Origin of the sequence: Marinobacterium marinum (assembly GCF_013868415.1) — a bacterium.
GTDB classification, from domain to species: domain Bacteria; phylum Pseudomonadota; class Gammaproteobacteria; order Pseudomonadales; family Balneatricaceae; genus Marinobacterium; species Marinobacterium marinum.
Window position 1 is genome coordinate 1 of the sequence record NZ_JACEMT010000030.1, and the last position, 19,535, is coordinate 19,535.

The window sequence follows — 19,535 nt, forward strand, 5'->3', positions numbered from 1 at the left end:
GTAAGCGCCCTTAAATCAGCACCTTTTTTCCAGCCACTGACCGCCGCACACTGATTCCATCGTCACCTACGCGAGGAATCCAGCATGAACTCAGCCGAGCGCACACACTACTGGCAACAGCACATTGAACACTGGCGTGATACCGGGCTATCCGGTGCTGCTTTCTGCAAACAGCAGTCACTGTCCTATCACCAGTTTGTCTATTGGCGCCGCAAGCTCGAAGGTACAGATGATGCGACCGATACCGAGCGTACACCAACATCCGGCTTTGCTCGCGTCACCCAGGTGGCCGCTTCACCGCTATCGGATGATCTGACCCTGAAGCTTCCCGGCGGCATGGCCATTACAGGGCTGCATGCCGGTAATGTCGACCTGCTCGGCGCGATCCTGAGGCAGCTCTGATGAAACCGCGGTATCTTCGTCCCTCTCGGTCCATGCCCGAGATCTATCTGTACCGTGAGCCCATTGATTTTCGCAAGCAGGCCAATGGTCTGGCGGTGCTGATTGAACAGGAGTTGGGACAGAACCCCTTCACCGGTGCGCTGTATGCCTTCACCAACCGACAGCGTAACAAGATCAAGTGCCTGATGTGGGAGGACAACGGCTTTATCCTCTATTACAAGGCGCTGGCCGAAGAGAAATTCAAGTGGCCGAGCCCGGCTGATGAGCTCATGCCGTTGACCGGCGAGCAGATCAACTGGCTGCTCGATGGCTATGATATCAGCCTGCTGCAAGGCCATAAAACCTTGCAGTATGAGGCCGTTGGATAGCCGGTTTTGGGTGCTTCAACTGGCTGTTTTTGATATAATTTTGCCCATGAAAACACAGCCCGAAACCACCTCAAAGACGCCTGATATCAGCAGTTTATCGACCGCTGACTTGCTGTCGATGGTGGCCGGGCTGCAGCAGCAACTGGCCTCGAAAGAGGATGAGCTTGAACGGCAAAACCAAGTGCTTGAGCAGCGGGATCAGGCCGTCAAAGCGCGTGACCGGCAACTCCAGCAGCGCGAGCAATACATCCTGTTGCTGGAAGAGATGCTGCGCTTGCAACGCATCCAGCGGTTCGCGGCCAGCAGTGAGAAAACGGCCCACCAGATCCACCTCTTCGATGAGTCCGAACTGGAAGCCGAGATCGATCAGCTGCGGGATCAGCTCCCGGACGATATTGAAGCCGCTGAAGGTGATACCCCTGCTGTCACGCCTGCACCCAAGCGCCGTCAGCGCGGCTTCTCCGATCACCTGCTGCGTGAGCGTATCGAGCTGCAGCTGAGTGATGAAGAGAAGGCCGGGGCGGTCAAAACCTTCTTCACCAAGGTCAAGGAAGAGCTGGACTATATCCCCGCCCAGCTCAAAGTACTGGAATACTGGCAGGAAAAAGCGGTGTTCGAGGAGAACGGCGACGAGCGTATCCTGGCCGCGGCTCGCCCGACACACCCGCTGGGCAAATGCATCGCCACCCCGGCCCTGCTGGCCTACCTGATCACCTCCAAATATGCCGATGGTCTGCCGTTGTATCGGCAAGAGCAGATGTTCAAGCGTCTGGGCCATGAGCTGTGCCGCACCCGCATGGCGCACTGGATCATCCGTCTGGATGAGGTGTTCAAACCCCTGATCAACCTGATGCGGGAAGCGCAGAACAGTGCGGCCTACCTGCAGGCTGACGAAACCCGGATCCAGGTACTCAAAGAGGATGGCAAAGCCGCCCAATCCGATAAATGGATGTGGGTGACCCGTGGCGGACCACCGGGCCAACCTTCCGTCCTGTTCGCCTATGATCCCTCTCGAAGTGGAGCGGTGCCCGTGCGCCTGCTTGATGACTTCAAGGGTGTGCTGCAGGCGGATGGTTACTCCGGTTATGCGCCGATCTGTTCAGCCAATGAGCTGACCCGTATCGGCTGCTGGGATCACGCCCGCCGTAAGTTTATCGAAGCGACCAAAGGGGCCAAGCCGGCGGGTAAAGGCAAACAGACCAAGCTGTCCAAAGCGGATGTGGCACTTGGCCACATCAACAAGCTGTATGCCATCGAGCGTCAGATCAAGGACCTGAACCCTAACGAACGCTACCGGATCCGTCAGGAGCTGAGCCTCCCCAAACTGGAAGTGTTCAAGTCTTGGCTGGATGCGAACGTGGGGCGTGTGATGAAAGGCGGGCTAACTCGCAAAGCGATGGAATACACCCTGAACCAGTGGCCCACCCTGATCGGCTACTGTAAGCGGGGTGACCTGCATATCAGCAACGTACTGGCCGAGAATGCCATCCGCCCGTTCGCCGTGGGGCGCAAGGCCTGGTTGTTCGCGGATACTCCGCAGGGCGCTCACGCCAGTGCCACCTGTTACTCCCTGATCGAAACGGCCAAAGCCAACGACCTGGAACCCTCGGCGTACATCCGGCATGTGCTGGAGCGCATCGCCGATGCTGACACCCTGGAAAAGCTGGAGCGACTGCTGCCCTGGAATGTTGAGCTGGAACGTACTTCAAAAAAAGTGGCGCAGTACAGTTAAGGGCAAGTGGGTCGTTTTAACGGCGGATACCTCTGCATCATGTGATAGCGCCAGATTTGTAGGCGGAAAATTAGACTGATGTTGGGGAATTGGTCAGCCTTGACCGGAGTGTTGCATTGCATCGGCGTCATTCTATTAGAGCACTTTAAGCTCAACCTTCAGAGGAATAAAATGATTCTATCTAGCATGCAATAATGAAGAGTGGTTCTATAAGAGGAAATCCGAGTTAACTGAAGTCAGGAAGGCTTGAGGGTAATAGATTCAAGGTTGATACGTTCACTAGGATCAAGACGCATGGTACCTCCGTGTGCAGTCCGCTCTGTATCCAGATGGACACATTATGGACACTTTCGGTACTGCTCTCAATCCGGAAGTGTGTAACCCCTTGATATAAATGGTGGGCCCAGCAGGACTTGAACCTGCGACCAATGGATTATGAGTCCACTGCTCTGACCAACTGAGCTATAGGCCCGGAGAGGAGCGCCAATGATAGCATGTCTAGTCATTGGCGCAATATGATGATTGTAAACGATTATTCGTCGATAAACGTACGCAGGTGGTCTGAGCGGCTTGGGTGACGCAGCTTGCGCAGAGCCTTGGCTTCGATCTGGCGGATACGCTCACGCGTCACGTCGAACTGCTTGCCTACCTCTTCCAGCGTATGGTCGGTATTCATGTCGATACCGAAGCGCATGCGCAGTACCTTAGCCTCTCGTGCGGTCAGGCCAGAGAGGATTTCCTTGGTGGCTTCACGCAGCCCTTCACCTGTGGCGGTATCGACTGGTGAGGACAGGGTGGTGTCCTCGATGAAGTCGCCCAGGCTGGAATCTTCGTCGTCACCGATCGGTGTTTCCATGGAAATCGGTTCTTTGGCGATCTTCAGGACCTTGCGGATCTTGTCTTCCGGCATTTCCATGCGTTCCGCAAGCTCTTCGGGTGTCGCTTCGCGACCCATTTCCTGCAGCATCTGGCGGGAAATACGGTTGAGCTTGTTGATCGTTTCGATCATGTGTACCGGAATACGGATGGTACGTGCCTGGTCGGCGATGGAGCGTGTGATCGCCTGGCGAATCCACCAGGTTGCATAGGTGGAGAACTTGTAGCCACGACGGTATTCAAACTTGTCCACCGCTTTCATCAGACCGATGTTACCTTCCTGAATCAGGTCCAGGAATTGCAGGCCGCGGTTGGTGTACTTCTTGGCGATGGAAATCACCAGACGCAAGTTGGCCTCAACCATCTCCTTTTTAGCGCGACGGGCGTGAGCTTCGCCGATGGAGAGGTTGCGGTTAACCTCTTTGATATCGGCCAGAGTCAAGCCTGCGCCATCTTCAATCTGCAGCAGGCGTCGCTGGGCACGCTGAAGGTCCGGCATGCTGCGGCCGACGGAGGCGGCATAAGGCTTGCCGCTGTTGGCCAGATTTTCCAGCCACTCGGGATTGGTTTCATTACCCGGGAAGGTTTTGATGAATTCAGGGCGTGGCATCTTGGCGCGCTGCGTGCAGATGCGCATGATGGTGCGCTCCTGCTTGCGGATATTGGCGATGCACTCGCGTACGCGTTCGACCAGCAGGTCATAGAAACGCGGTGACAGCTTGATCGGTGCGAATGCATTGGCCAGAGCCATGGAGGCAAATTCGATTTCGTCGACAGAAGCGCCGCGCTGATGAGCCGCATACAGCTTTTCCAGGTTTTCCTGGATCAGGCCAAAGCGCTGACGAGCTTCTTCGGGGTCGGGACCACGCTCCTTCTCTTCGTTGGAGTCATCCTTGCCCTCTTTGTCCTCATCTTCGTCTTCATCGTCGTCACGTTCATCGTCCTGGTCTTCTTCATCCAGTTCGACCGGTGCTTCGGTTTCGGTTTCGGGGACGTCGGAATCAGGGTCGATGTAACCGCTGAAGATATCGCTCAGGCGACCTTCTTCCTGCAAGACCTGGTTATAGGCGTCAAGAATGACCTCCACGCTGCCCGGGAAGCGGGACAGGGCCATCATGACTTCGCGAATGCCTTCTTCAATGCGCTTGGCAATGTCGATTTCGCCTTCACGGGTCAGGAGTTCGACGGTCCCCATTTCGCGCATATACATGCGGACAGGATCGGTCGTGCGACCGGCGTCGGACTCTACGGCAGCCAGTGCGGCAACGGCTTCGTCATCGGCTTCGTCGGCGGAATCACCGCCGCTCAACAGGAGATCTTCGGCATCCGGCGCTTCTTCCGCAACACGGATCCCCATGTCGTTGATCATGCGGATGATATCTTCGACCTGATCCGGGTCTGCAATGTCTTCCGGCAGGTGATCGTTAACCTCGGCATAGGTAAGATAGCCCTGTTCTTTACCTCGGGCGATCAGTTCCTTAAGACGAGACTGCTGTTGGGATGTATCTGACATAGAACCCCTGCAACGAATGAATGCTGATGTGACTGATGGCGGAAAATGAGCGCAATATTATACCCGATCACGGCGTTTTCGGCTACTGGTAGCCGATGGCGGCATGCACGATAGCGACTGCACCGTTAAGAGGATAGACCAAAAAACAGGCGGTTGCCGGAAAACGTCAGGCATATCAATGTTGTCGATCGAGCAGCAGTTGCTGCAAATCGCGCTTTTCCTGCTCTGTTAATGGGGATTGTCGCGACTTTTTCAACAGCTGATCCAGTTGAGCTTCCTGGCGGCGGGCGAGAAGACGCTTGAGAGTATCATCCAGCAGGCTGCCGGCGTCGACATCACCCAGTATGGGATCAAGGTGTGAGATCTCGTTCAGCAGCATCAGGTCCGACCGATGTGCTTCGGCGTCCTGCCAGTCGACCAGCAGAGTGCCCAGCGAGTTGTTCGGGTCTTTCTGCAGGTAGTCCAGCAAATTGATCAGTACATCGATATTGGTTTCCAGCAGGGTGCGGAAGCTGTCGGCCGGGGGGGCGTTTCGTGCCAGTTCGGGGCGGTGCAGCAGAATGGATACCGCCTGATTGACGAGGTTGCGCGATTGATTACGAGCGCTGATTGGAAGTGCCGCCGGCGCTGGTGCCGAATAGTCTGGCTGGGCGGCGTCGATGTAATCATCATGACCGTAATGGTCGTACGCGGGAGCGTTGCCTGAACTGCCTGCTGAAGTCTGTGCTGCGGTTTTGCTGGTCGCCTGATGAAGGTCGATAACGCTGCCGAGCTGATCCAGGTTCAGGCCGGTAATTTCGCAAATTCGGTCCAGCATCATCTGCTTGAGCAGGCTGCCAGGCATGGCATTGATCAAGGGGAGAGCTGCATTGCTGAAGCGGGCGCGGCCATCCATGCTGCTCAGATCGGCGTCCTCACTCAGGGATTTGAAAAAGAATTCGCTCAAGGGCAAAGCCTGGGTGACGCGTTCGCTAAAGGCTGCTTCGCCTTCACGGCGTACCAGTGTGTCGGGGTCCTCGCCATCGGGCAGGAACAGGAAGCGGGCTTCCTGGCCGTCTCGGATGACCGGCAGGGTGGTTTTTAGAGCGCGCAGAGCGGCTGTACGACCGGCCTGGTCGCCGTCGAAGCAGAAGATCACCTCGGGAACCAGTTTGAACAGGCGTTCCAGGTGCTGTTCGGTGGTGGCGGTACCCAGGGTGGCGACGGACCAGTGAATACCGTGCTGGGCCAGGCTGACCACATCCATGTAACCTTCCACGATCAGCAAGCGATCCAGCTGGTTGCTATGCTTGCGAGCTTCGTAAAGACCGTATAGCTCGCGCCCCTTGTGAAAGGTCGGGGTTTCCGGCGAATTCAGATATTTGGGTTTGTCATCGCCCAGTACGCGCCCACCAAAGCCTAGTACGCGCCCGCGTACATCGCGAATCGGAAACATGATGCGATCACGGAAGCGGTCGTAATGGCTTTGCTTGTCTTCGTTGTGGATAACCATGCCGGACTGCTCCAGCAGGGCGGTGGCGTTATCCACGGCGGCAAAATGATTCAGCAGATTGTCCCATCCGGGAGGGGCGTAACCGATTCCGAAGGCGGCCGCGATCTGGCCGCTGAGTCCCCGTTGCTGCAGGTAATGAACGGCTCTCTGTCGCTCGGATGAGTGACGCAGCTGCTGCTGAAAAAAGTGGTTGGCCTGCTCCAGTGCTTCGAACTGGCGCTTGAGCTGCTGTTCGCGCTGATGGTCGACCGCGTGTCCCTTTTCGCGGGGAACCTCCATACCGGCGAGCTTGGCCAGCTCTTCAACGGCTTCGGGGAAGTTGAGGCGGTCGTATTCCATCAGGAAGCCGAGAGCATTGCCGCCGGCACCGCAACCGAAACAGTAGTAGAACTGCTTGTCGGGGCTGACCGAGAATGACGGGCTTTTTTCCTTGTGGAACGGGCAGAGGCCTGAATAGTTCTTGCCTGCGCGTTTGAGTTTGACGCGGCCGTCAATGACATCAACGATGTTGATGCGGGCCAGTAGATCGTCAATAAAATGTTGGGGTATTCGACCTGCCATGTTTGCTCCGCAGACAGGTCAGCGTATGCGGACCCTTAGAGTTTCTGCTTCACCTGGGCGGAAATCTTGCCGATATCGGCACGACCCTGAACCAGGGGTTTGACGATGGCCATCACTTTGCCCATGTCCTGCATGGAGCTGGCGCCGGATTCGGCGATGGCGTCATCAATAATCTGAGTGATCTCAGCGTCGCTGAGTGGCTGCGGCAGGAAAGTTTTAATCACCTCCAGCTCCTGCTGCTCCTTCTCTGCCAGTTCGGGTCGCTCAGCAGCCTCGTACTGGGTAATGGAGTCGCGTCTCTGTTTTACCATCTTGTCCAGCACTGTCAGGACGCGGGCGTCATCCAGTTCGATGCGCTCGTCCACCTCGATGCGCTTGATCTCCGCCTGGATCAGGCGAATGGTGCCAAGACGGACTTTGTCCTTGGCGCGCATGGCATTTTTCATCTGTTCTGTAAGAGTGTTTTTCAGATCAGACATCGAATGCTCCTTTCGAGTGTGCTCGGGTCAGGTTACAGAGTATTCAGATCAGTACAGGCGTACGCGGCGAGACTGTTCGCGCTGCAGTTTTTTGGCGTGACGCTTGACGGCAGCAGCAGCTTTACGCTTACGAACGGCAGTCGGCTTTTCGTAGCATTCACGACGACGTACTTCAGCCAGGATGCCGGCTTTTTCGCAAGAACGCTTGAAACGACGCAGAGCAACGTCAAACGGCTCGTTATCTTTAACTTTAACCTGAGGCATTCGGATTCTCCCAGTTTGGTTGATGTTGGATACTTCTTCCAATATAGGCGCAAGGCAAAGATACAGAAAGAAGGCGGCATATTTTAGTCAGGCTGTCGCAGAGTGTAAAGCCGGAACCCCGTGAATTTTAGCGTCAACTGGAGGATAATAACGTCTTGTTGAATCGCGTGTCTGATTACGCGTGTTATGAAGCGATTGTACCGAGGGGCCGATATGCGAGTGCTGGGCATAGAAACATCCTGTGACGAAACCGGCGTGGCGCTGTATGACAGTGAGCAGGGCCTGCTGTCCGATGCGCTGTACAGCCAGGTGAAAATGCACGCTGAATACGGTGGTGTGGTGCCGGAACTGGCATCCCGTGACCATGTGCGCAAGCTGTTGCCGTTGATTCGTGAGGTGATGGCCAAGGCGGAGCTGGCGCTGGCGGATGTGGATGCAGTGGCCTACACCGCGGGTCCGGGCTTGATCGGAGCACTGATGGTTGGTGCCTCGACTGGGCGGGCGCTGGCGTTGGGTCTTGGTGTGCCGGCAGTCGGTGTCCATCACATGGAGGGTCATCTGCTGGCACCGATGTTGGAGGATAATCCACCGTCTTTCCCCTTTGTGGCACTGTTGGTCTCTGGTGGCCACACCCAGTTGGTGAGCGTCAAGGGGATCGGCCAGTATGAATTGTTGGGTGAATCGCTTGATGATGCGGCGGGCGAAGCATTCGACAAGGCTGCCAAAATGCTGGGGCTGGATTACCCGGGTGGACCGTTGATCGCCAGGCTGGCTCAGCAGGGCAATCGTGAACGCTATCGTTTTCCCCGGCCGATGACGGATCGACCCGGACTGGATTTCAGCTTTTCAGGCTTGAAAACATTTACCCTGAATACGGCCAATGGCGCCCGTGATGATGATGGCAATATCGACCCTCAGACCATGGCTGACATCGCCTGTGCCTTTGAAGATGCCGTGGTGGAAACACTGGCGATCAAGTGCCGCCGAGCACTGCAGCACACCGGCATGAAGCAGCTGGTTATTGCCGGAGGCGTCAGTGCCAACCAGCGCTTGCGAGAACGTCTGGCCGAAGTGGTGAAGAAGGAGCGCGCGGGGCTTTTCTATGCGCGACCTGAATTCTGCACCGATAATGGTGCCATGATTGCGTATGCCGGTTGCCAGCGTCTGCTGGCAGGCCAAAGTGCTGATTTGACCATCCTGGCGCGTCCGCGCTGGCCGCTGGATACACTGGATGCGATCTGATCAGACTAGAGGCGGTGCTCGTGGCCATTGATCAGCCTGCGGATATTGTTTCCGTGTTTAAGTAGCAACAGCAGCGATGTCAGGATGAAAGGCACCAGCAGGGCGGGAATGATCAAATAGCAGAGCAGGGGGGTTGCGGCAGCCGTGGTAATGGAGGCCAGCGAGGAGATGCGTCCGAGCATGAACATCAACCCCCAAAGGGCCAGCTGGCACAGGGCCAGAGGCCAGGCAAGCAGCAGCGAGCAGCCGAGGGTGGTGGCGACGCCCTTGCCGCCTCTGGTAGGGGCGAAAAACGGGAACAGGTGGCCGCATACGGCTGCCAGCATGACCCACCCCTGCAGCAGGACGGAAGTGCCGGTATTGAAAGCCAGCAGAACGGCTGCGGCGCCCTTGCCGACATCGGCCAGTAGCGTGAGCCCGGCGGCTTGAATGCCTCCCGTGCGCAGAACATTGGTTGCGCCGGGATTACCCGAGCCGGTCCTGCGTGGGTCATCCAGTCCCAGAGCGCGGCAGATTAAGACTGCACTGGGGATGGAGCCGAGCAGGTAGGCAGATAACAGCAACAGAGAATCAGGCATCTAAGGGTCCGCTACAAGTGCCAGCCGTGATGACGACGCATTGCCGCTGGGTGGCGTGATAAATTGACAGGCCGCTGCAACAAGCATATACAAGCGCGCACCGGGGCTCAAACGCCCGGCACGCAATAACAGATCAGGAGATAGGATGGATATCGTTTACATACGTGAGCTGCAGGTCGAAACCGTGATTGGCATCTACGACTGGGAGCGAGAGGTGCGACAGACCGTCTGTCTGGATCTGGAAATGGGTACGGATATTCGAGCGGCTGCAGCAACGGAAGATATCGACAGTACACTGAACTACAAGACAGTCGCCAAGCGACTGAGCGCTTTTATTGGTGAAAGCGAGTTTCTGCTGGTCGAAACCATGGCCGAAGAGATTGCTCGAATCGTGCAGGACGAGTTCAATGTGCCCTGGTTGCGTCTGCGCTTGAGTAAGCCCGGCGCCGTGCGAGGGGCGCGAGATGTGGGCGTAATCATTGAACGGGGAGCAAAGAGCTGATGACGCGGGTCTATCTCGGCCTGGGCAGCAATCGTGAGCGTGAACGCTATATCTGTGCGGCGCTTGATGCTCTGGCCGAGCGCTTTGGCAAGCTGTGTATTTCGTCGGTTTATGAAAGCGAGTCGGTCGGGTTCAAGGGCAGCAATTTCTATAACCTGGTGGTTGGACTGGATACCGGGTTGGGCGTGGCCGAGCTGTCGGCCTGTCTCAAGGGTATCGAAGATGACAATGGGCGGGACCGTACGGGGCCGCGTTTCAGTGCGCGGACGCTCGATATCGATATCCTGACCTATGGCGATCGGAAGCAGCCGGAGTCTGGTGTACAGCTGCCTCGGGACGAAATACTGCATAATGCCTTCGTATTGAGGCCATTGGCCGAGCTGGCACCGGATGTTTGTCACCCGGTGTTGGGCGATACCTATGAGGTGTTGTGGCAGCAATACGAGTATGAACAGGTGCTTTGGCCCGTCGATTTTGAGTGGCGCGGGCGCCGGATCTCGAACGGGAATCAGCCGTAGAGCGAACGCCCGCCATCAACGGCCAGAATGTGGCCGGTCACATAGCCGGCTTGGGCCAGGTAGAGTGCGGCTTCGGCAATGTCATCCGGTCGCCCGATACGGGCAAGCAGTGTCTTGCTCAACACATCTTGTTGTGCTTCCTCGCTGAGTGTCGCTTCGGCCTCGGGCCATAGAATGGGGCCGGGGGCGATGCCGTTAACACGAACCTCGGGGGCCAGTTCACGGGCTAGAGTCAGTGTCATCATGCGTAATCCCGCCTTGGCGATGGAGTACACCGGATAGTCGGACAAGCCGCGCTCGGCATGCACGTCGATCAGGTTGATGATGCTGCCACGGGATTGTTTGAGCAGAGGGTGAAGCCCCTGGCTCAGGAAAAAGGGGGCTCGCAGATTGCTGTTGACCAGTTTGTCCCAGTCTGCCTGGTTGACACTTCCGATCGGTGTCGGATAAAAGCTGGACGCATTATTGACCAGCAGGTCGAGGGCGCCGGAATGCCGGATATCGGCAGTCAGGCGGGCGACATCTTCCATTTGGTCCAGGTCGGCTTGCAGGCAGAAGCAGCTGCCGGGGCGGGCCCGGTTCAGGGCATCTCGCAGTGCACAGGCCTCGGTACTGGAGTGGCGGTAGTGCAGAATAATGTCATAACCGGCTCTGTGCAGGTGGCGGGCGATACTGGCACCGATGCGGCGAGCGGCTCCGGTGATCAGAGCGCGTGGAGGTTGATTCATGAGACGGCTTCCCGGTAACGCATGCAGTGTTCCAGTTGGCGTTGTGCCAATGCCTCGCCCAGGGCTTTGCCGGTATAACCTTCTGCCATGAGTGCGTGGCTATCGATGGCTTTTATCTCCTGCAACAATTGCTGCAGGGCGGTCAGGCGTTTTTCCGGCAAGCCGGGTGTGATGGCGCGCCCGATCATCAGCAGGTCTTCCAGTGGCTCGGGACGTCGCAGCAGATCCAGTCCTTTCAGCGTGAGCAGGCGCTGCTCGGCGTCGAGCTGATCAAACTGGCCCAGTGCCCGGCCATGCTCGCGGTTCTTCAGTGCCAGGTCGCGGAAGCGGTTGGGAATCCGCAGGTGGTTGCACAGTTCGATAATGAGGGCCCGGGCATCCTTAAGGGAAAGGTGCTCGGTCAGCGTCCAGGTCAGCAGAGCAAAAACGCGTTCGGCTGGTTGAGGGGGGGAGAGGTGAGCAAGCAGCTGCTGTAAGCGATCACATGACAGGTTGATGCAGTCGGGGAGTACCTGGCCGAGTGCTCCGACCTGTTGCAACAACTGAAAAAAACATGCAGGTGAACGCGTGCTCAGTGCACGCTGGCATTCCTGCCAGACCCGTTCGGGGGTTAAATGCTCCAGTTCGTCGCCGCGACTGATGTCGCTCAGCAGGGCCAGCGTTTCCTCTGCTACTTTGAAGCCCAAATGGGCAAAGCGGGCATAGAAGCGGGCGACGCGGAGTACCCGTAAGGGGTCTTCGGTAAAAGCGGGCGAAACATGGCGTAGCAGACGCAGTGCCAGGTCGCGACGGCCGCCGCAGGGATCATGCAGCTCACCATCTTCACTTTGGGCGATGGCATTGATGGTCAGGTCGCGGCGAATCAGGTCATCTTCAAGTGTGACCTCGGGGCTGGCGTGGAAGGTGAAGCCAGTGTAGCCCTTGCCGCTCTTGCGTTCGGTTCGAGCCAGGGCGTATTCCTCGCCGGAATCCGGGTGCAGGAAGACAGGGAAGTCCTGGCCGACGGGTTTGAAGCCGCGCGCCAGCATGTCATCGGGCGTTGCTCCGACCACCACCCAGTCCCGATCCTTGACCTCAAGGCCCAACAGCCGGTCTCTGACGGCACCGCCAACCAGGTAGATATCCATCAGCGTTCGCAGCGCTCAGGGCACTGGGTGCGCCAGGCCTCGAAGCCGCCGTCCAGACTATACACTTCGTCAAAGCCCTGATGTGCCAGATAGGCGGCCGCAGATTGGCTGCTGATGCCGTGGTAGCAGCAGACGATCAGGGGGGCGTCAAAGTCGGCCTGGCCGACATATTCGGGCAGATTGTGGTTGTTCAGGTTGTAAGCGCCGCTGATGTGTAGTTCGGCATAGCTGCCTTCGTCACGGATGTCGACGATTTGGGCGCCCTGATCGATCAGTTCACAGGCTTGTGCGGTGTTGATACAGCGGTAATCGGTCAAAATTCATTCTCCGGGTGTTCGGTTGCCGGGGCAGGGCTGGCTGAACCAGTTGCCGTCCTCCAGTCTAACGGCTGTCAGGGCATTTCCCCAAACGCAGCCGCTGTCGAGGGCGGTGATGTCCGGCAATTGATTGAAGCCGAAGGCGGCCCAGTGCCCAAACAGTTGGTGACGTTTAAGCGGTTTTTCACGTGGTTGCTCAAACCAGGGGGCGTATCCGTCCGGAGCCGTGCCGGGACTGCCGTTGGCCTTGAACTCCAGAGTGCCGTCGGCCTGAATAAAACGCATGCGAGTCAGATAGTTGGTGATGGCTCGCCAGCGGTTATGGCCAGCCAGATCGTTGCGCCAGCGGTAGGGGCGATTGCCATACATATGATGAAAGAATTCAAGGTGCTCGGGCCCTTGCAGCACCTGTTCCAGTTCATGGGCATACGAGCGTGCCTGTTTCAGTGACCAGATATGTGGAATGCCGGCATGGGTCATGACATACCCCAATGCCTTGTCCTCATGCAGCAAGGGGCGGTGGCGTAACCAGTGCATCAGGACATCGCAATCGGGGGCCTGAAGAATGGGATCCAGTGTGGGGTGGGTCTTGCGGCCGACGCCGGCATGCAGGGCCAGCAGGTGGAGATCATGGTTGCCGAGGACCGTAATCACGCGATCGCCCAATTGACGGATATAACGAAGGGTTTCAAGCGAGCGGGGGCCACGGTTCACCAGATCTCCTGTCAGCCAAAGCCGATCTGCTTCGGTGAATTTGATCTGCTCCAGCAGGTACCGGAACTCGTCGTAACAGCCCTGAATATCTCCGATCGCGTAGGTTGCCATGTCATATCCGTGTCAATGAAAAAGATGATGATAGCTTAGTGTCGAACTGAGCGTGAACCTGAAAGTATTTGTTTTGATTGAAGTCTTTTAATTTTTACAAAACAAACAGATGTATTATTTCATCCCTTAGGCCACTGTTAAGGAGTGGCCGGGCTGTGAAATAATACAGTGATCCCATAAAGGTCGTATTACTCGTATGTGCTTGTTTTATCCGGATAGGCACTGGCTGCTGGTGGCCGGTTATCGGGTTTGAATTCGCAGGCTGAAATTCATTTAATCGAGTCTCGTCTACAGACGGCTGGCAGGGTCGAGTCAGCGGCAACAGGGCATAACGAGGAGGCTGCGGGCAGTATCTGGTTGCCGCTTTTGAAAGCGCTGGAGAGCTTTTTGGATGTGGGTGATGCCATTAAGCGCAGACGTACCGCCAATCGTATCTATCGTGACCTAGGTAATCAACGGATCAGCAGTAATCGTGCAGCTGACGAACTCAAGGCCTTGAACAAGCGTCAGCAGGGAGGCTGGCTGTTGGAGCGTGTATCCAAATCATAAAAGTTATTAAAAATGATAAATCACGGTTTCGGCCAAGCTCTGGTCAGGTGCGGTAGCACAGCTGCTTTAGGGATAAAGCAGCAGGCTGGGGGGATCTGGACGCTGTTTTAGCGGCTAAGCCCCATGTTTTATTGGGGCTTAGCGGTGTGGCTCAGTCGCTTGCAGACGTGTAGCGGGTTGGACGGTACTGCAGGTGCTCGGCCCCCAGGTCGGTAACGGAGCTGACGCCCAATAGGGCCATGGAACGCTCGATTTCGGTTTTGAGCAGTGTCAGGGCCCGTTCTACACCGCGCTCTCCGCCTGATGCGAGGCCATACAGATAGGGCCGACCGATAGAGCAGGCGTCTGCGCCTTGTGCCAGGGCCTTGATAATGTGTACACCACGGCGAATGCCGCCGTCCACAATCAGCTCCAGTCGATTACCGACAGCCTCACGGATAGGGGCGATACAGTCGATTGGCGCTGGAGCCCCCTCCAGTTGTCGTCCGCCGTGATTGGAAATCATCAGAGCCGTAGCACCGATATCGGCTGCACGCCGGGCGTCTTCAGGTGTCTGCAGGCCCTTGATCACGAAGGGGCCATCCCATTGCTCGGCCAGCCAGGCGGCATCTTCCCAGGTGACGGTACGGTCGAATTGGCTGTTAACGTAATCGATCAGTGCCATGGCGCCCTGGCCCAGCGCATCTACCCGGTGGATTACATTGGCGAGCCGGAAGTCCGAGTCGCGGGTCAGGTTGTACAGCCACTCGAAGCTGGTGCCATAGCTGAGCAGGTTGCGCGGCGTGATTCTGGGAGGCATGGTCATGCCGTTGTACAGGTCACGCTCTCGATTGCCGGCCAGAGGGGTATCGACTGTCAGGCAGAGTGCCTGATAGCCGCTGTGCTTGCAGCGCTGGACGAATTCACGGGTCAGTTCTCTGTCCTTGAGAATGTAGATCTGAAACATTTTCGGTCCGGGAGTCTCGGCCGCTACATCTTCCAGGCTGGTGGTCGCCATGGTGGACAGGCCATAGAGCGTGCCGAAGGTATCGGCAGCACGGCAGGCACCAAGTTCCTTTTCGTGATGAAACAGGCGCGACATGCCGGTCGGAGAAAGAAAAAACGGCAGTTGCAGTTCGGTTCCCAGCACATGAGTCGTCAGATCGATTTTATCCACATTGCGCAGGTAGCTTGGCAGCAGTTCGTAGTCGTCGAATGCCTGTGTATTCCGGCGCATGCTCCATTCATCATCGGCACCACCATCAATGTAATGGAACATGGGGGCCGGCAGTTTGCGCTTGGCGCGCTTGCGCAGGTCGGAAATATTGTGGCACTGGGACAGTGAGGGCATGGTGCTTTCCTTGAGTAGGGCGTCAGAAGCGGATTCAGGTGTTCAGACTGTCAACGACGGCATCGATATGGGCTCGTGCTGCGCGCCGGGCGGCAGCAGGGTTACGCTGCTCAATAGCACGGTAGATACGCCGATGCTGGGTGCGCAGCTGGTTTTTGATACTGTCCTGAAAATACAGCTTGTCAGAGGTATCGAACACGAAGCTGACCATCAGGTCACGGATGCTGTTCAACGCCAGTAACAGGATAGGGCTGTGTGCCGCGGCATAGAGTGCATGGTGGAAGTGCATATCCCGTTCGGCGTGATCGGCTGCGCTGTCGCGTTCGGGGTGCTCGTCCACCAGAGCTTCATACACGGCTTTCAGCTTGTCCATGTCTTCCTCGGTTGCTCGCTGAGCGGCGAGGTAAGCCGCTTCGCCTTCCAGCAGGCGACGGACTTCCAACAGGGATTCCAGCGTCTGTGGATGGTTTTGCAGCAGCTGTTGCAGCGGGGATCCCGGTTCCAGGCGCTGCAGTTGTGGCTGCATATCACCAAAATTGCAGACATAGTGGCCACTGCCGCGACGGGCTTCAATCACGCCTCGGGTGCGCAGGACCTTTAGCGCCTCCCTGAGCGTGTTGCGAGAAACCTTGAGACGTTCTACCAGTTTGCGTTCGGAGGGCAGCCGCCCGCCTGCCTTGAGTCGACCGTCAAGAATCATGGCTTCAATTTGGCGTGCGACCAGTTCAGGCAGTGAGTGAGAAGAAGGCATAGGGGTAGAAGGATCCGATTGGCTGGCGTGAGGTCAAATCTAGCGGTATCGATATGTTTGTGGCAATAGAGCGTGATTGAATAAAGTGTTAATTGTTTGTAACTAATTGATTTTTATTTAATAAAAAATATTTTTCGAGTTCTTTGTTGGCCCTTTTCTGGTTGGACCAATCGGGGATCCCCCCGGTATCCGAAACGTACCGGGGGAGGTGTGAATCAAGACAACCAGAACCTCAGGTAAAGGTAGGCACAGGCAAACCCGATCATTACGGCAATCGAGAAGCGGCTATACATAACCATCATTCCACCTGGCTGGCAGGCCTTGGGAACGTGGTCGGCCGTGATCACCTTGTGGTTCAGGTAGGCGATGAGGGGAGCCGTGATAAAGGCAATCGTAGCGGCCATATCGATCAGGCTGGTCAGTGACGTCATGAAGAACTGGTAGGTCAGGGCTGCTCCTGCTCCCATTGCGACCAGAGTCCCTACATAAAAAGGGTCGGACTCGTTCAGAATATGGTCATCCTGATCTTCGGGAATGTTTTGCCAACGGCGATGCAGTGAAGACAAGGCGCGCGGGAAGGCATCCATGATGGCCAGCAGGCTGGAATAGATAATGGCCAGTGCGGCAATGCCGATGACCGGTCCGGCAGCGCTGCCGAAAACGGCTTCGTACAGGCTGATCAGCTGTGCCGAGAAGGCTGCCGAGCCGGACTGTAGCTCAATGCCCTTGTCATGCATCAGGCCGGCACCCAGCAGCATGAAACAAATCGCCAGCAGCAGGGTGCCGACAAAGCTGATATTAAAATCGAAGCGACTCTGGCCCAGAGTTGGGGGGTGTTCGCTGTTGTCCGCCTTGGCCTTGGCCCAAAGGGACTGCCATACAGATGCATCCAGTGGCACGGGCATCCATCCAATCAGGGCGGCAACAAACATCAGGCCAGCAATATCCAGTTGTGTGGGCAGTAACTGGATGTTGTCACTGCTCCAGTCGATTTCGGGGATGATGGTCGCGGTTGCGATCAGTGTGCATACCATCATGATGACCACGAGAAACTTGGTCACACGCTCCAGTGTATTGTAGTGGCCAATGATGAGCACGGCTGATGTGGCAGCAATCAGACCCAGGGCCATCCAGTGTGTGGGCAGGGTCAGGGCAAATACGACCTTGATCAGTCCGGCCGACATGAGTGCCAGTGCGGAAACTGCAAACAGCAGTGAGCTGAGCGTAATCAGGAGATAGGCGACCAGCACCCAGCGTCCCTGGCGACGATAGGCCTCCAGCAAAGTCGTACCGGTCGCGGGGAAGTAGTCGCTGGCAAAGCGGAATGCCGGATATTTGACCGCATTGGCCACGATGACGATCAATAGCAGTGCCAGTCCATAGAGTGCCCCGGCGCGTGTCGATTGTACCAGGTGAGAGGTGCCGACACTGGTCGCGGCAAACAGCAGGCCCGGGCCCAGGATATTCAGTTGGTTCAGCCATGACGGTTTGGCCGCCTCGGTGGGCTGCAGGGGGAGTGTGCGTTTCATGCAGAGCTGTCTCTTATAGATTGTTATTAATATCAGGCATCAAGATAGTGATCCGGTAGCCCGTTATTGCCCGCTTTTCAGGTATGTTGGGGACGACCGGAAAAGGCAGAATTCAGCAGCGTGCGTAAACTAGCAATAGCCTGTATATACCGGCAAGTACCTGTTTTGAAATATGAGGCATATTATTTTTATCTATTTGTTTTAAAAGGATTTTATTTGGTGTCTCTGTGGCGGCGTCTAGCCGTTATTGGTCCAGCCAATTTGAGAGTCCAGTCAAGATTTACTGGGGTACGAAGGCGGGTGGATAAGGAACCAAATGCTGTTCCTGCGCTGTCGCATTCTGTCGATAGAACGGGCTGGCGATATTGCATGCTTTCGATTGTGAGAGGTAGCTGAAGAACGACTGGTACAAATGGGTAAAGATTGCGCAGAGGTGGTTCGGGCGGACAATTGACGTGTAGTGAAACGAAAAAAGGCAGACCGGTAAGTACCTGATCTGCCTCTTAAAATTTGGTAGCGGGGGCTGGATTTGAACCAACGACCTTCGGGTTATGAGAATGAAGGCGATAAAGTGCCTCAACAGTCCTAATTGCTACTAATCGTCTTAAAATCAGCATTTTATATGGGTTTTGTCTAAGTGGGAGCAGCTTTCAACGTCACTTAATGTCACTTTTTGACAGATAGGTTTGTCACAAATTCAAAGTGAGAATTTACACATAAAATGACCTTAGGTGAGCGGATCTGAAGCGGGAGTCGGGAGGTGCTCATCGGTGCTGAACCAGTCAAAGCAGTTCAGTGAGCGGTCTGGCAGTCAGTGAGGTACGAATTCAAAGGGTACTCATAGAAGTATCGGAGTATCTGTTAGGCACGCAGCGTGTCATGTTACCGAGCATATGCACCTGTAGTGGTCAACCATTCCCGGACAGTAAATTAAGTTTTTCCTCTGCCACAGCCGGTGGCTGTCCCTGATTGTATTGGTGTGGCCGTTGCCAGTTGTATCGTTCCATCAAGTAGAAGCTGATATCCCGCTGGGCTTCACTGGCTGAAATATATCCTGTCGCTGGCATCCATTCGGACTTGTAACTGCGGAACAGTCGTTCCATTGGCGAGTTGTCCCAGCAGTTACCCCTTCGGCTCATGCTCTGCTGAATTCGGTAGCGCCACAGGCGTTGCCGGAAGGTTCGGCTGGCATATTGGCTTCCCTGGTCCGAATGAAACATCAGTCCAGCAGGTTTGCCACGCTGCTCGTATGCCATTTCCAAGGCTTTAACGACCAGCGCGCCATCCGGGCGGTCCGAGAGCGTCCAGCCAACGACTCGACGTGTAAACAGATCAAGCACAACAGCCAGGTAATACCAGCGGTTCTGCACCCAGATATAGGTGATATCGCCACACCACACTTGATTGGGGGCTTGTACCTCAAACTCCCGGTTAAGGCAGTTGGGAATATCTGGTCGCTCTACCGTAGCCTGTTTGTACTTGTGCGGTCCCGGCTGCTTGCAGGTCAGGTTCATCTCACGCATCAGACGCCGCACACGGAAACGGCCAATCTCATAGCCCTCCCCCTGCATCTGAGTCATGATCATACGGCTTCCAGCTGAGCTGCGGCTTTGCGTGAACAGTTCATTCACCTTGGCCCGTTGTTCAAGCCGCTCTACGTCAATTCGGGATCGGCTGCGGCGGTGCTCGTAGTAACTGGAACGGGCAATGCCGAACGCGCTACAGACCATGTCTACCGGCTCCTGCTCACTCAACTGGTCTATCAGCGCGTACGTTCGAGTTCGTCCGACATCAAGAGAGCAGTGGTGAGTTCAACTGGTCGGTGCAACATAATGCATGAATACCGGAATCT

The 19,535-nt window shown here is 56.2% G+C and carries 19 protein-coding genes, 1 tRNA gene and 1 pseudogene; 7 read left to right on the forward strand and 14 right to left on the reverse strand.

Annotation, left to right across the window (positions count from 1 at the left end; genetic code table 11):
- Positions 1-84: 84 nt before the first annotated feature.
- Genes tnpA through tnpC form a run of 3 tightly spaced genes read left to right on the forward strand, consistent with a single transcriptional unit; the run spans position 85 to position 2,502 of the window.
- Positions 85-402, forward strand: a complete 318-nt coding sequence (gene tnpA / locus H1S06_RS00880) for an IS66 family insertion sequence element accessory protein TnpA (RefSeq protein ID WP_181736330.1) — start codon at positions 85-87, stop codon at positions 400-402.
- Positions 402-770, forward strand: a complete 369-nt coding sequence (gene tnpB / locus H1S06_RS00885) for an IS66 family insertion sequence element accessory protein TnpB (protein WP_181736331.1) — start codon at positions 402-404, stop codon at positions 768-770. Before tnpA ends, tnpB begins: the two co-directional genes overlap by 1 nt.
- A 46-nt stretch (positions 771-816) precedes the next feature.
- A complete protein-coding gene (gene tnpC, locus H1S06_RS00890; RefSeq protein WP_181736332.1) occupies positions 817-2,502 on the forward strand; it encodes an IS66 family transposase in 1,686 nt (561 codons plus the stop codon).
- A 395-nt stretch (positions 2,503-2,897) separates the two neighbouring features.
- Here the strand turns inward: tnpC and H1S06_RS00895 are convergent.
- From H1S06_RS00895 to rpsU, 5 genes are all read right to left on the reverse strand, one after another.
- Positions 2,898-2,974 (reverse strand) — tRNA-Ile (locus H1S06_RS00895).
- Between the two features lie 60 nt (positions 2,975-3,034).
- The gene (gene rpoD / locus H1S06_RS00900; RefSeq protein ID WP_181736398.1) at positions 3,035-4,891 is read right to left on the reverse strand and encodes an RNA polymerase sigma factor RpoD; all 1,857 of its coding nucleotides are present in this window, start codon (positions 4,889-4,891) and stop codon (positions 3,035-3,037) included.
- A 175-nt stretch (positions 4,892-5,066) separates the two neighbouring features.
- Positions 5,067-6,944: a DNA primase gene (gene dnaG / locus H1S06_RS00905; RefSeq protein WP_181736399.1), complete on the reverse strand. Its 1,878-nt coding sequence runs from the start codon at positions 6,942-6,944 to the stop codon at positions 5,067-5,069.
- A gap of 35 nt (positions 6,945-6,979) precedes the next feature.
- Complete coding sequence (locus H1S06_RS00910) at positions 6,980-7,423, reverse strand: GatB/YqeY domain-containing protein (RefSeq protein WP_181736400.1); 444 nt, start codon at positions 7,421-7,423, stop codon at positions 6,980-6,982.
- A 48-nt stretch (positions 7,424-7,471) separates the two neighbouring features.
- Entirely contained in the window at positions 7,472-7,687 is a 216-nt protein-coding gene (gene rpsU, locus H1S06_RS00915; protein WP_181736401.1) for a 30S ribosomal protein S21, read from the reverse strand.
- Between the two features lie 213 nt (positions 7,688-7,900).
- Between rpsU and tsaD the strand changes: the two genes are divergently transcribed.
- A complete protein-coding gene (tsaD, locus tag H1S06_RS00920; RefSeq protein WP_181736446.1) occupies positions 7,901-8,929 on the forward strand; it encodes a tRNA (adenosine(37)-N6)-threonylcarbamoyltransferase complex transferase subunit TsaD in 1,029 nt (342 codons plus the stop codon).
- Positions 8,930-8,934: 5 nt separating this feature from the next.
- Here the strand turns inward: tsaD and plsY are convergent, their stop codons facing one another.
- The gene (gene plsY / locus H1S06_RS00925; RefSeq protein WP_181736402.1) at positions 8,935-9,507 is read right to left on the reverse strand and encodes a glycerol-3-phosphate 1-O-acyltransferase PlsY; all 573 of its coding nucleotides are present in this window, start codon (positions 9,505-9,507) and stop codon (positions 8,935-8,937) included.
- Between the two features lie 145 nt (positions 9,508-9,652).
- Between plsY and folB the strand changes: the two genes are divergently transcribed.
- Together folB and folK are read left to right on the forward strand one after the other, a co-directional pair.
- The gene (folB, locus tag H1S06_RS00930; protein WP_181736403.1) at positions 9,653-10,009 is read left to right on the forward strand and encodes a dihydroneopterin aldolase; all 357 of its coding nucleotides are present in this window, start codon (positions 9,653-9,655) and stop codon (positions 10,007-10,009) included.
- Positions 10,009-10,527, forward strand: a complete 519-nt coding sequence (gene folK, locus H1S06_RS00935) for a 2-amino-4-hydroxy-6-hydroxymethyldihydropteridine diphosphokinase (protein ID WP_181736404.1) — start codon at positions 10,009-10,011, stop codon at positions 10,525-10,527. The genes folB and folK overlap by 1 nt, the downstream gene beginning before the upstream one ends.
- Here the strand turns inward: folK and H1S06_RS00940 are convergent.
- The 4 genes from H1S06_RS00940 to H1S06_RS00955 are packed head-to-tail and all read right to left on the reverse strand — an operon-like array spanning position 10,518 to position 13,524.
- Complete coding sequence (locus tag H1S06_RS00940) at positions 10,518-11,255, reverse strand: pteridine reductase (protein ID WP_181736405.1); 738 nt, start codon at positions 11,253-11,255, stop codon at positions 10,518-10,520. The genes folK and H1S06_RS00940 overlap by 10 nt on opposite strands.
- On the reverse strand, positions 11,252-12,382 hold the full coding sequence (locus tag H1S06_RS00945; protein WP_181736406.1) for a hypothetical protein: 1,131 nt from the start codon (positions 12,380-12,382) through the stop codon (positions 11,252-11,254). The genes H1S06_RS00940 and H1S06_RS00945 overlap by 4 nt, the downstream gene beginning before the upstream one ends.
- Positions 12,382-12,699, reverse strand: a complete 318-nt coding sequence (gene glpE, locus H1S06_RS00950) for a thiosulfate sulfurtransferase GlpE (protein WP_181736407.1) — start codon at positions 12,697-12,699, stop codon at positions 12,382-12,384. The genes H1S06_RS00945 and glpE overlap by 1 nt, the downstream gene beginning before the upstream one ends.
- Positions 12,700-12,702: 3 nt before the next feature.
- Positions 12,703-13,524, reverse strand: a complete 822-nt coding sequence (locus H1S06_RS00955) for a symmetrical bis(5'-nucleosyl)-tetraphosphatase (protein WP_181736408.1) — start codon at positions 13,522-13,524, stop codon at positions 12,703-12,705.
- A gap of 249 nt (positions 13,525-13,773) precedes the next feature.
- Here H1S06_RS00955 and H1S06_RS00960 point away from each other — a divergent pair, with 249 nt between their 5' ends.
- Positions 13,774-14,073 carry a hypothetical protein gene (locus tag H1S06_RS00960; RefSeq protein ID WP_181736409.1) on the forward strand — a complete coding sequence of 100 codons (300 nt, stop codon included), beginning with the start codon at positions 13,774-13,776 and terminating at the stop codon, positions 14,071-14,073.
- Between the two features lie 151 nt (positions 14,074-14,224).
- Here H1S06_RS00960 and H1S06_RS00965 read toward each other — a convergent pair whose 3' ends face one another.
- From H1S06_RS00965 to H1S06_RS00980, 4 genes and pseudogenes are all read right to left on the reverse strand, one after another.
- A complete protein-coding gene (locus tag H1S06_RS00965) occupies positions 14,225-15,403 on the reverse strand; it encodes an alpha-hydroxy acid oxidase (protein WP_181736410.1) in 1,179 nt (392 codons plus the stop codon).
- A 34-nt stretch (positions 15,404-15,437) separates the two neighbouring features.
- Positions 15,438-16,154, reverse strand: coding sequence for a FadR/GntR family transcriptional regulator (locus tag H1S06_RS00970; protein WP_181736411.1), 717 nt, complete (start codon positions 16,152-16,154; stop codon positions 15,438-15,440).
- 215 nt (positions 16,155-16,369) lie between these two features.
- Positions 16,370-17,683 carry an Nramp family divalent metal transporter gene (locus H1S06_RS00975; RefSeq protein WP_181736412.1) on the reverse strand — a complete coding sequence of 438 codons (1,314 nt, stop codon included), beginning with the start codon at positions 17,681-17,683 and terminating at the stop codon, positions 16,370-16,372.
- Between the two features lie 908 nt (positions 17,684-18,591).
- A pseudogene (locus H1S06_RS00980) lies at positions 18,592-19,488 on the reverse strand (IS3 family transposase); the annotation flags it as partial.
- Positions 19,489-19,535 lie beyond the last annotated feature (47 nt).

Excerpts from the sequence above, each read along its gene's own strand:
- tnpA (WP_181736330.1), top strand. The coding sequence starts at position 85 with ATGAACTCAGCCGAGCGCACACACTACTGGCAACAGCACATTGAACAC.
- tnpB (WP_181736331.1), top strand. The coding sequence starts at position 402 with ATGAAACCGCGGTATCTTCGTCCCTCTCGGTCCATGCCCGAGATCTAT.
- tnpC (WP_181736332.1), top strand. The coding sequence starts at position 817 with ATGAAAACACAGCCCGAAACCACCTCAAAGACGCCTGATATCAGCAGT.
- rpoD (WP_181736398.1), bottom strand. The coding sequence starts at position 4,891 with ATGTCAGATACATCCCAACAGCAGTCTCGTCTTAAGGAACTGATCGCC.
- dnaG (WP_181736399.1), bottom strand. The coding sequence starts at position 6,944 with ATGGCAGGTCGAATACCCCAACATTTTATTGACGATCTACTGGCCCGC.
- H1S06_RS00910 (WP_181736400.1), bottom strand. The coding sequence starts at position 7,423 with ATGTCTGATCTGAAAAACACTCTTACAGAACAGATGAAAAATGCCATG.
- rpsU (WP_181736401.1), bottom strand. The coding sequence starts at position 7,687 with ATGCCTCAGGTTAAAGTTAAAGATAACGAGCCGTTTGACGTTGCTCTG.
- tsaD (WP_181736446.1), top strand. The coding sequence starts at position 7,901 with ATGCGAGTGCTGGGCATAGAAACATCCTGTGACGAAACCGGCGTGGCG.
- plsY (WP_181736402.1), bottom strand. The coding sequence starts at position 9,507 with ATGCCTGATTCTCTGTTGCTGTTATCTGCCTACCTGCTCGGCTCCATC.
- folB (WP_181736403.1), top strand. The coding sequence starts at position 9,653 with ATGGATATCGTTTACATACGTGAGCTGCAGGTCGAAACCGTGATTGGC.
- folK (WP_181736404.1), top strand. The coding sequence starts at position 10,009 with ATGACGCGGGTCTATCTCGGCCTGGGCAGCAATCGTGAGCGTGAACGC.
- H1S06_RS00940 (WP_181736405.1), bottom strand. The coding sequence starts at position 11,255 with ATGAATCAACCTCCACGCGCTCTGATCACCGGAGCCGCTCGCCGCATC.
- H1S06_RS00945 (WP_181736406.1), bottom strand. The coding sequence starts at position 12,382 with ATGGATATCTACCTGGTTGGCGGTGCCGTCAGAGACCGGCTGTTGGGC.
- H1S06_RS00955 (WP_181736408.1), bottom strand. The coding sequence starts at position 13,524 with ATGGCAACCTACGCGATCGGAGATATTCAGGGCTGTTACGACGAGTTC.
- H1S06_RS00965 (WP_181736410.1), bottom strand. The coding sequence starts at position 15,403 with ATGCCCTCACTGTCCCAGTGCCACAATATTTCCGACCTGCGCAAGCGC.
- H1S06_RS00970 (WP_181736411.1), bottom strand. The coding sequence starts at position 16,154 with ATGCCTTCTTCTCACTCACTGCCTGAACTGGTCGCACGCCAAATTGAA.
- H1S06_RS00975 (WP_181736412.1), bottom strand. The coding sequence starts at position 17,683 with ATGAAACGCACACTCCCCCTGCAGCCCACCGAGGCGGCCAAACCGTCA.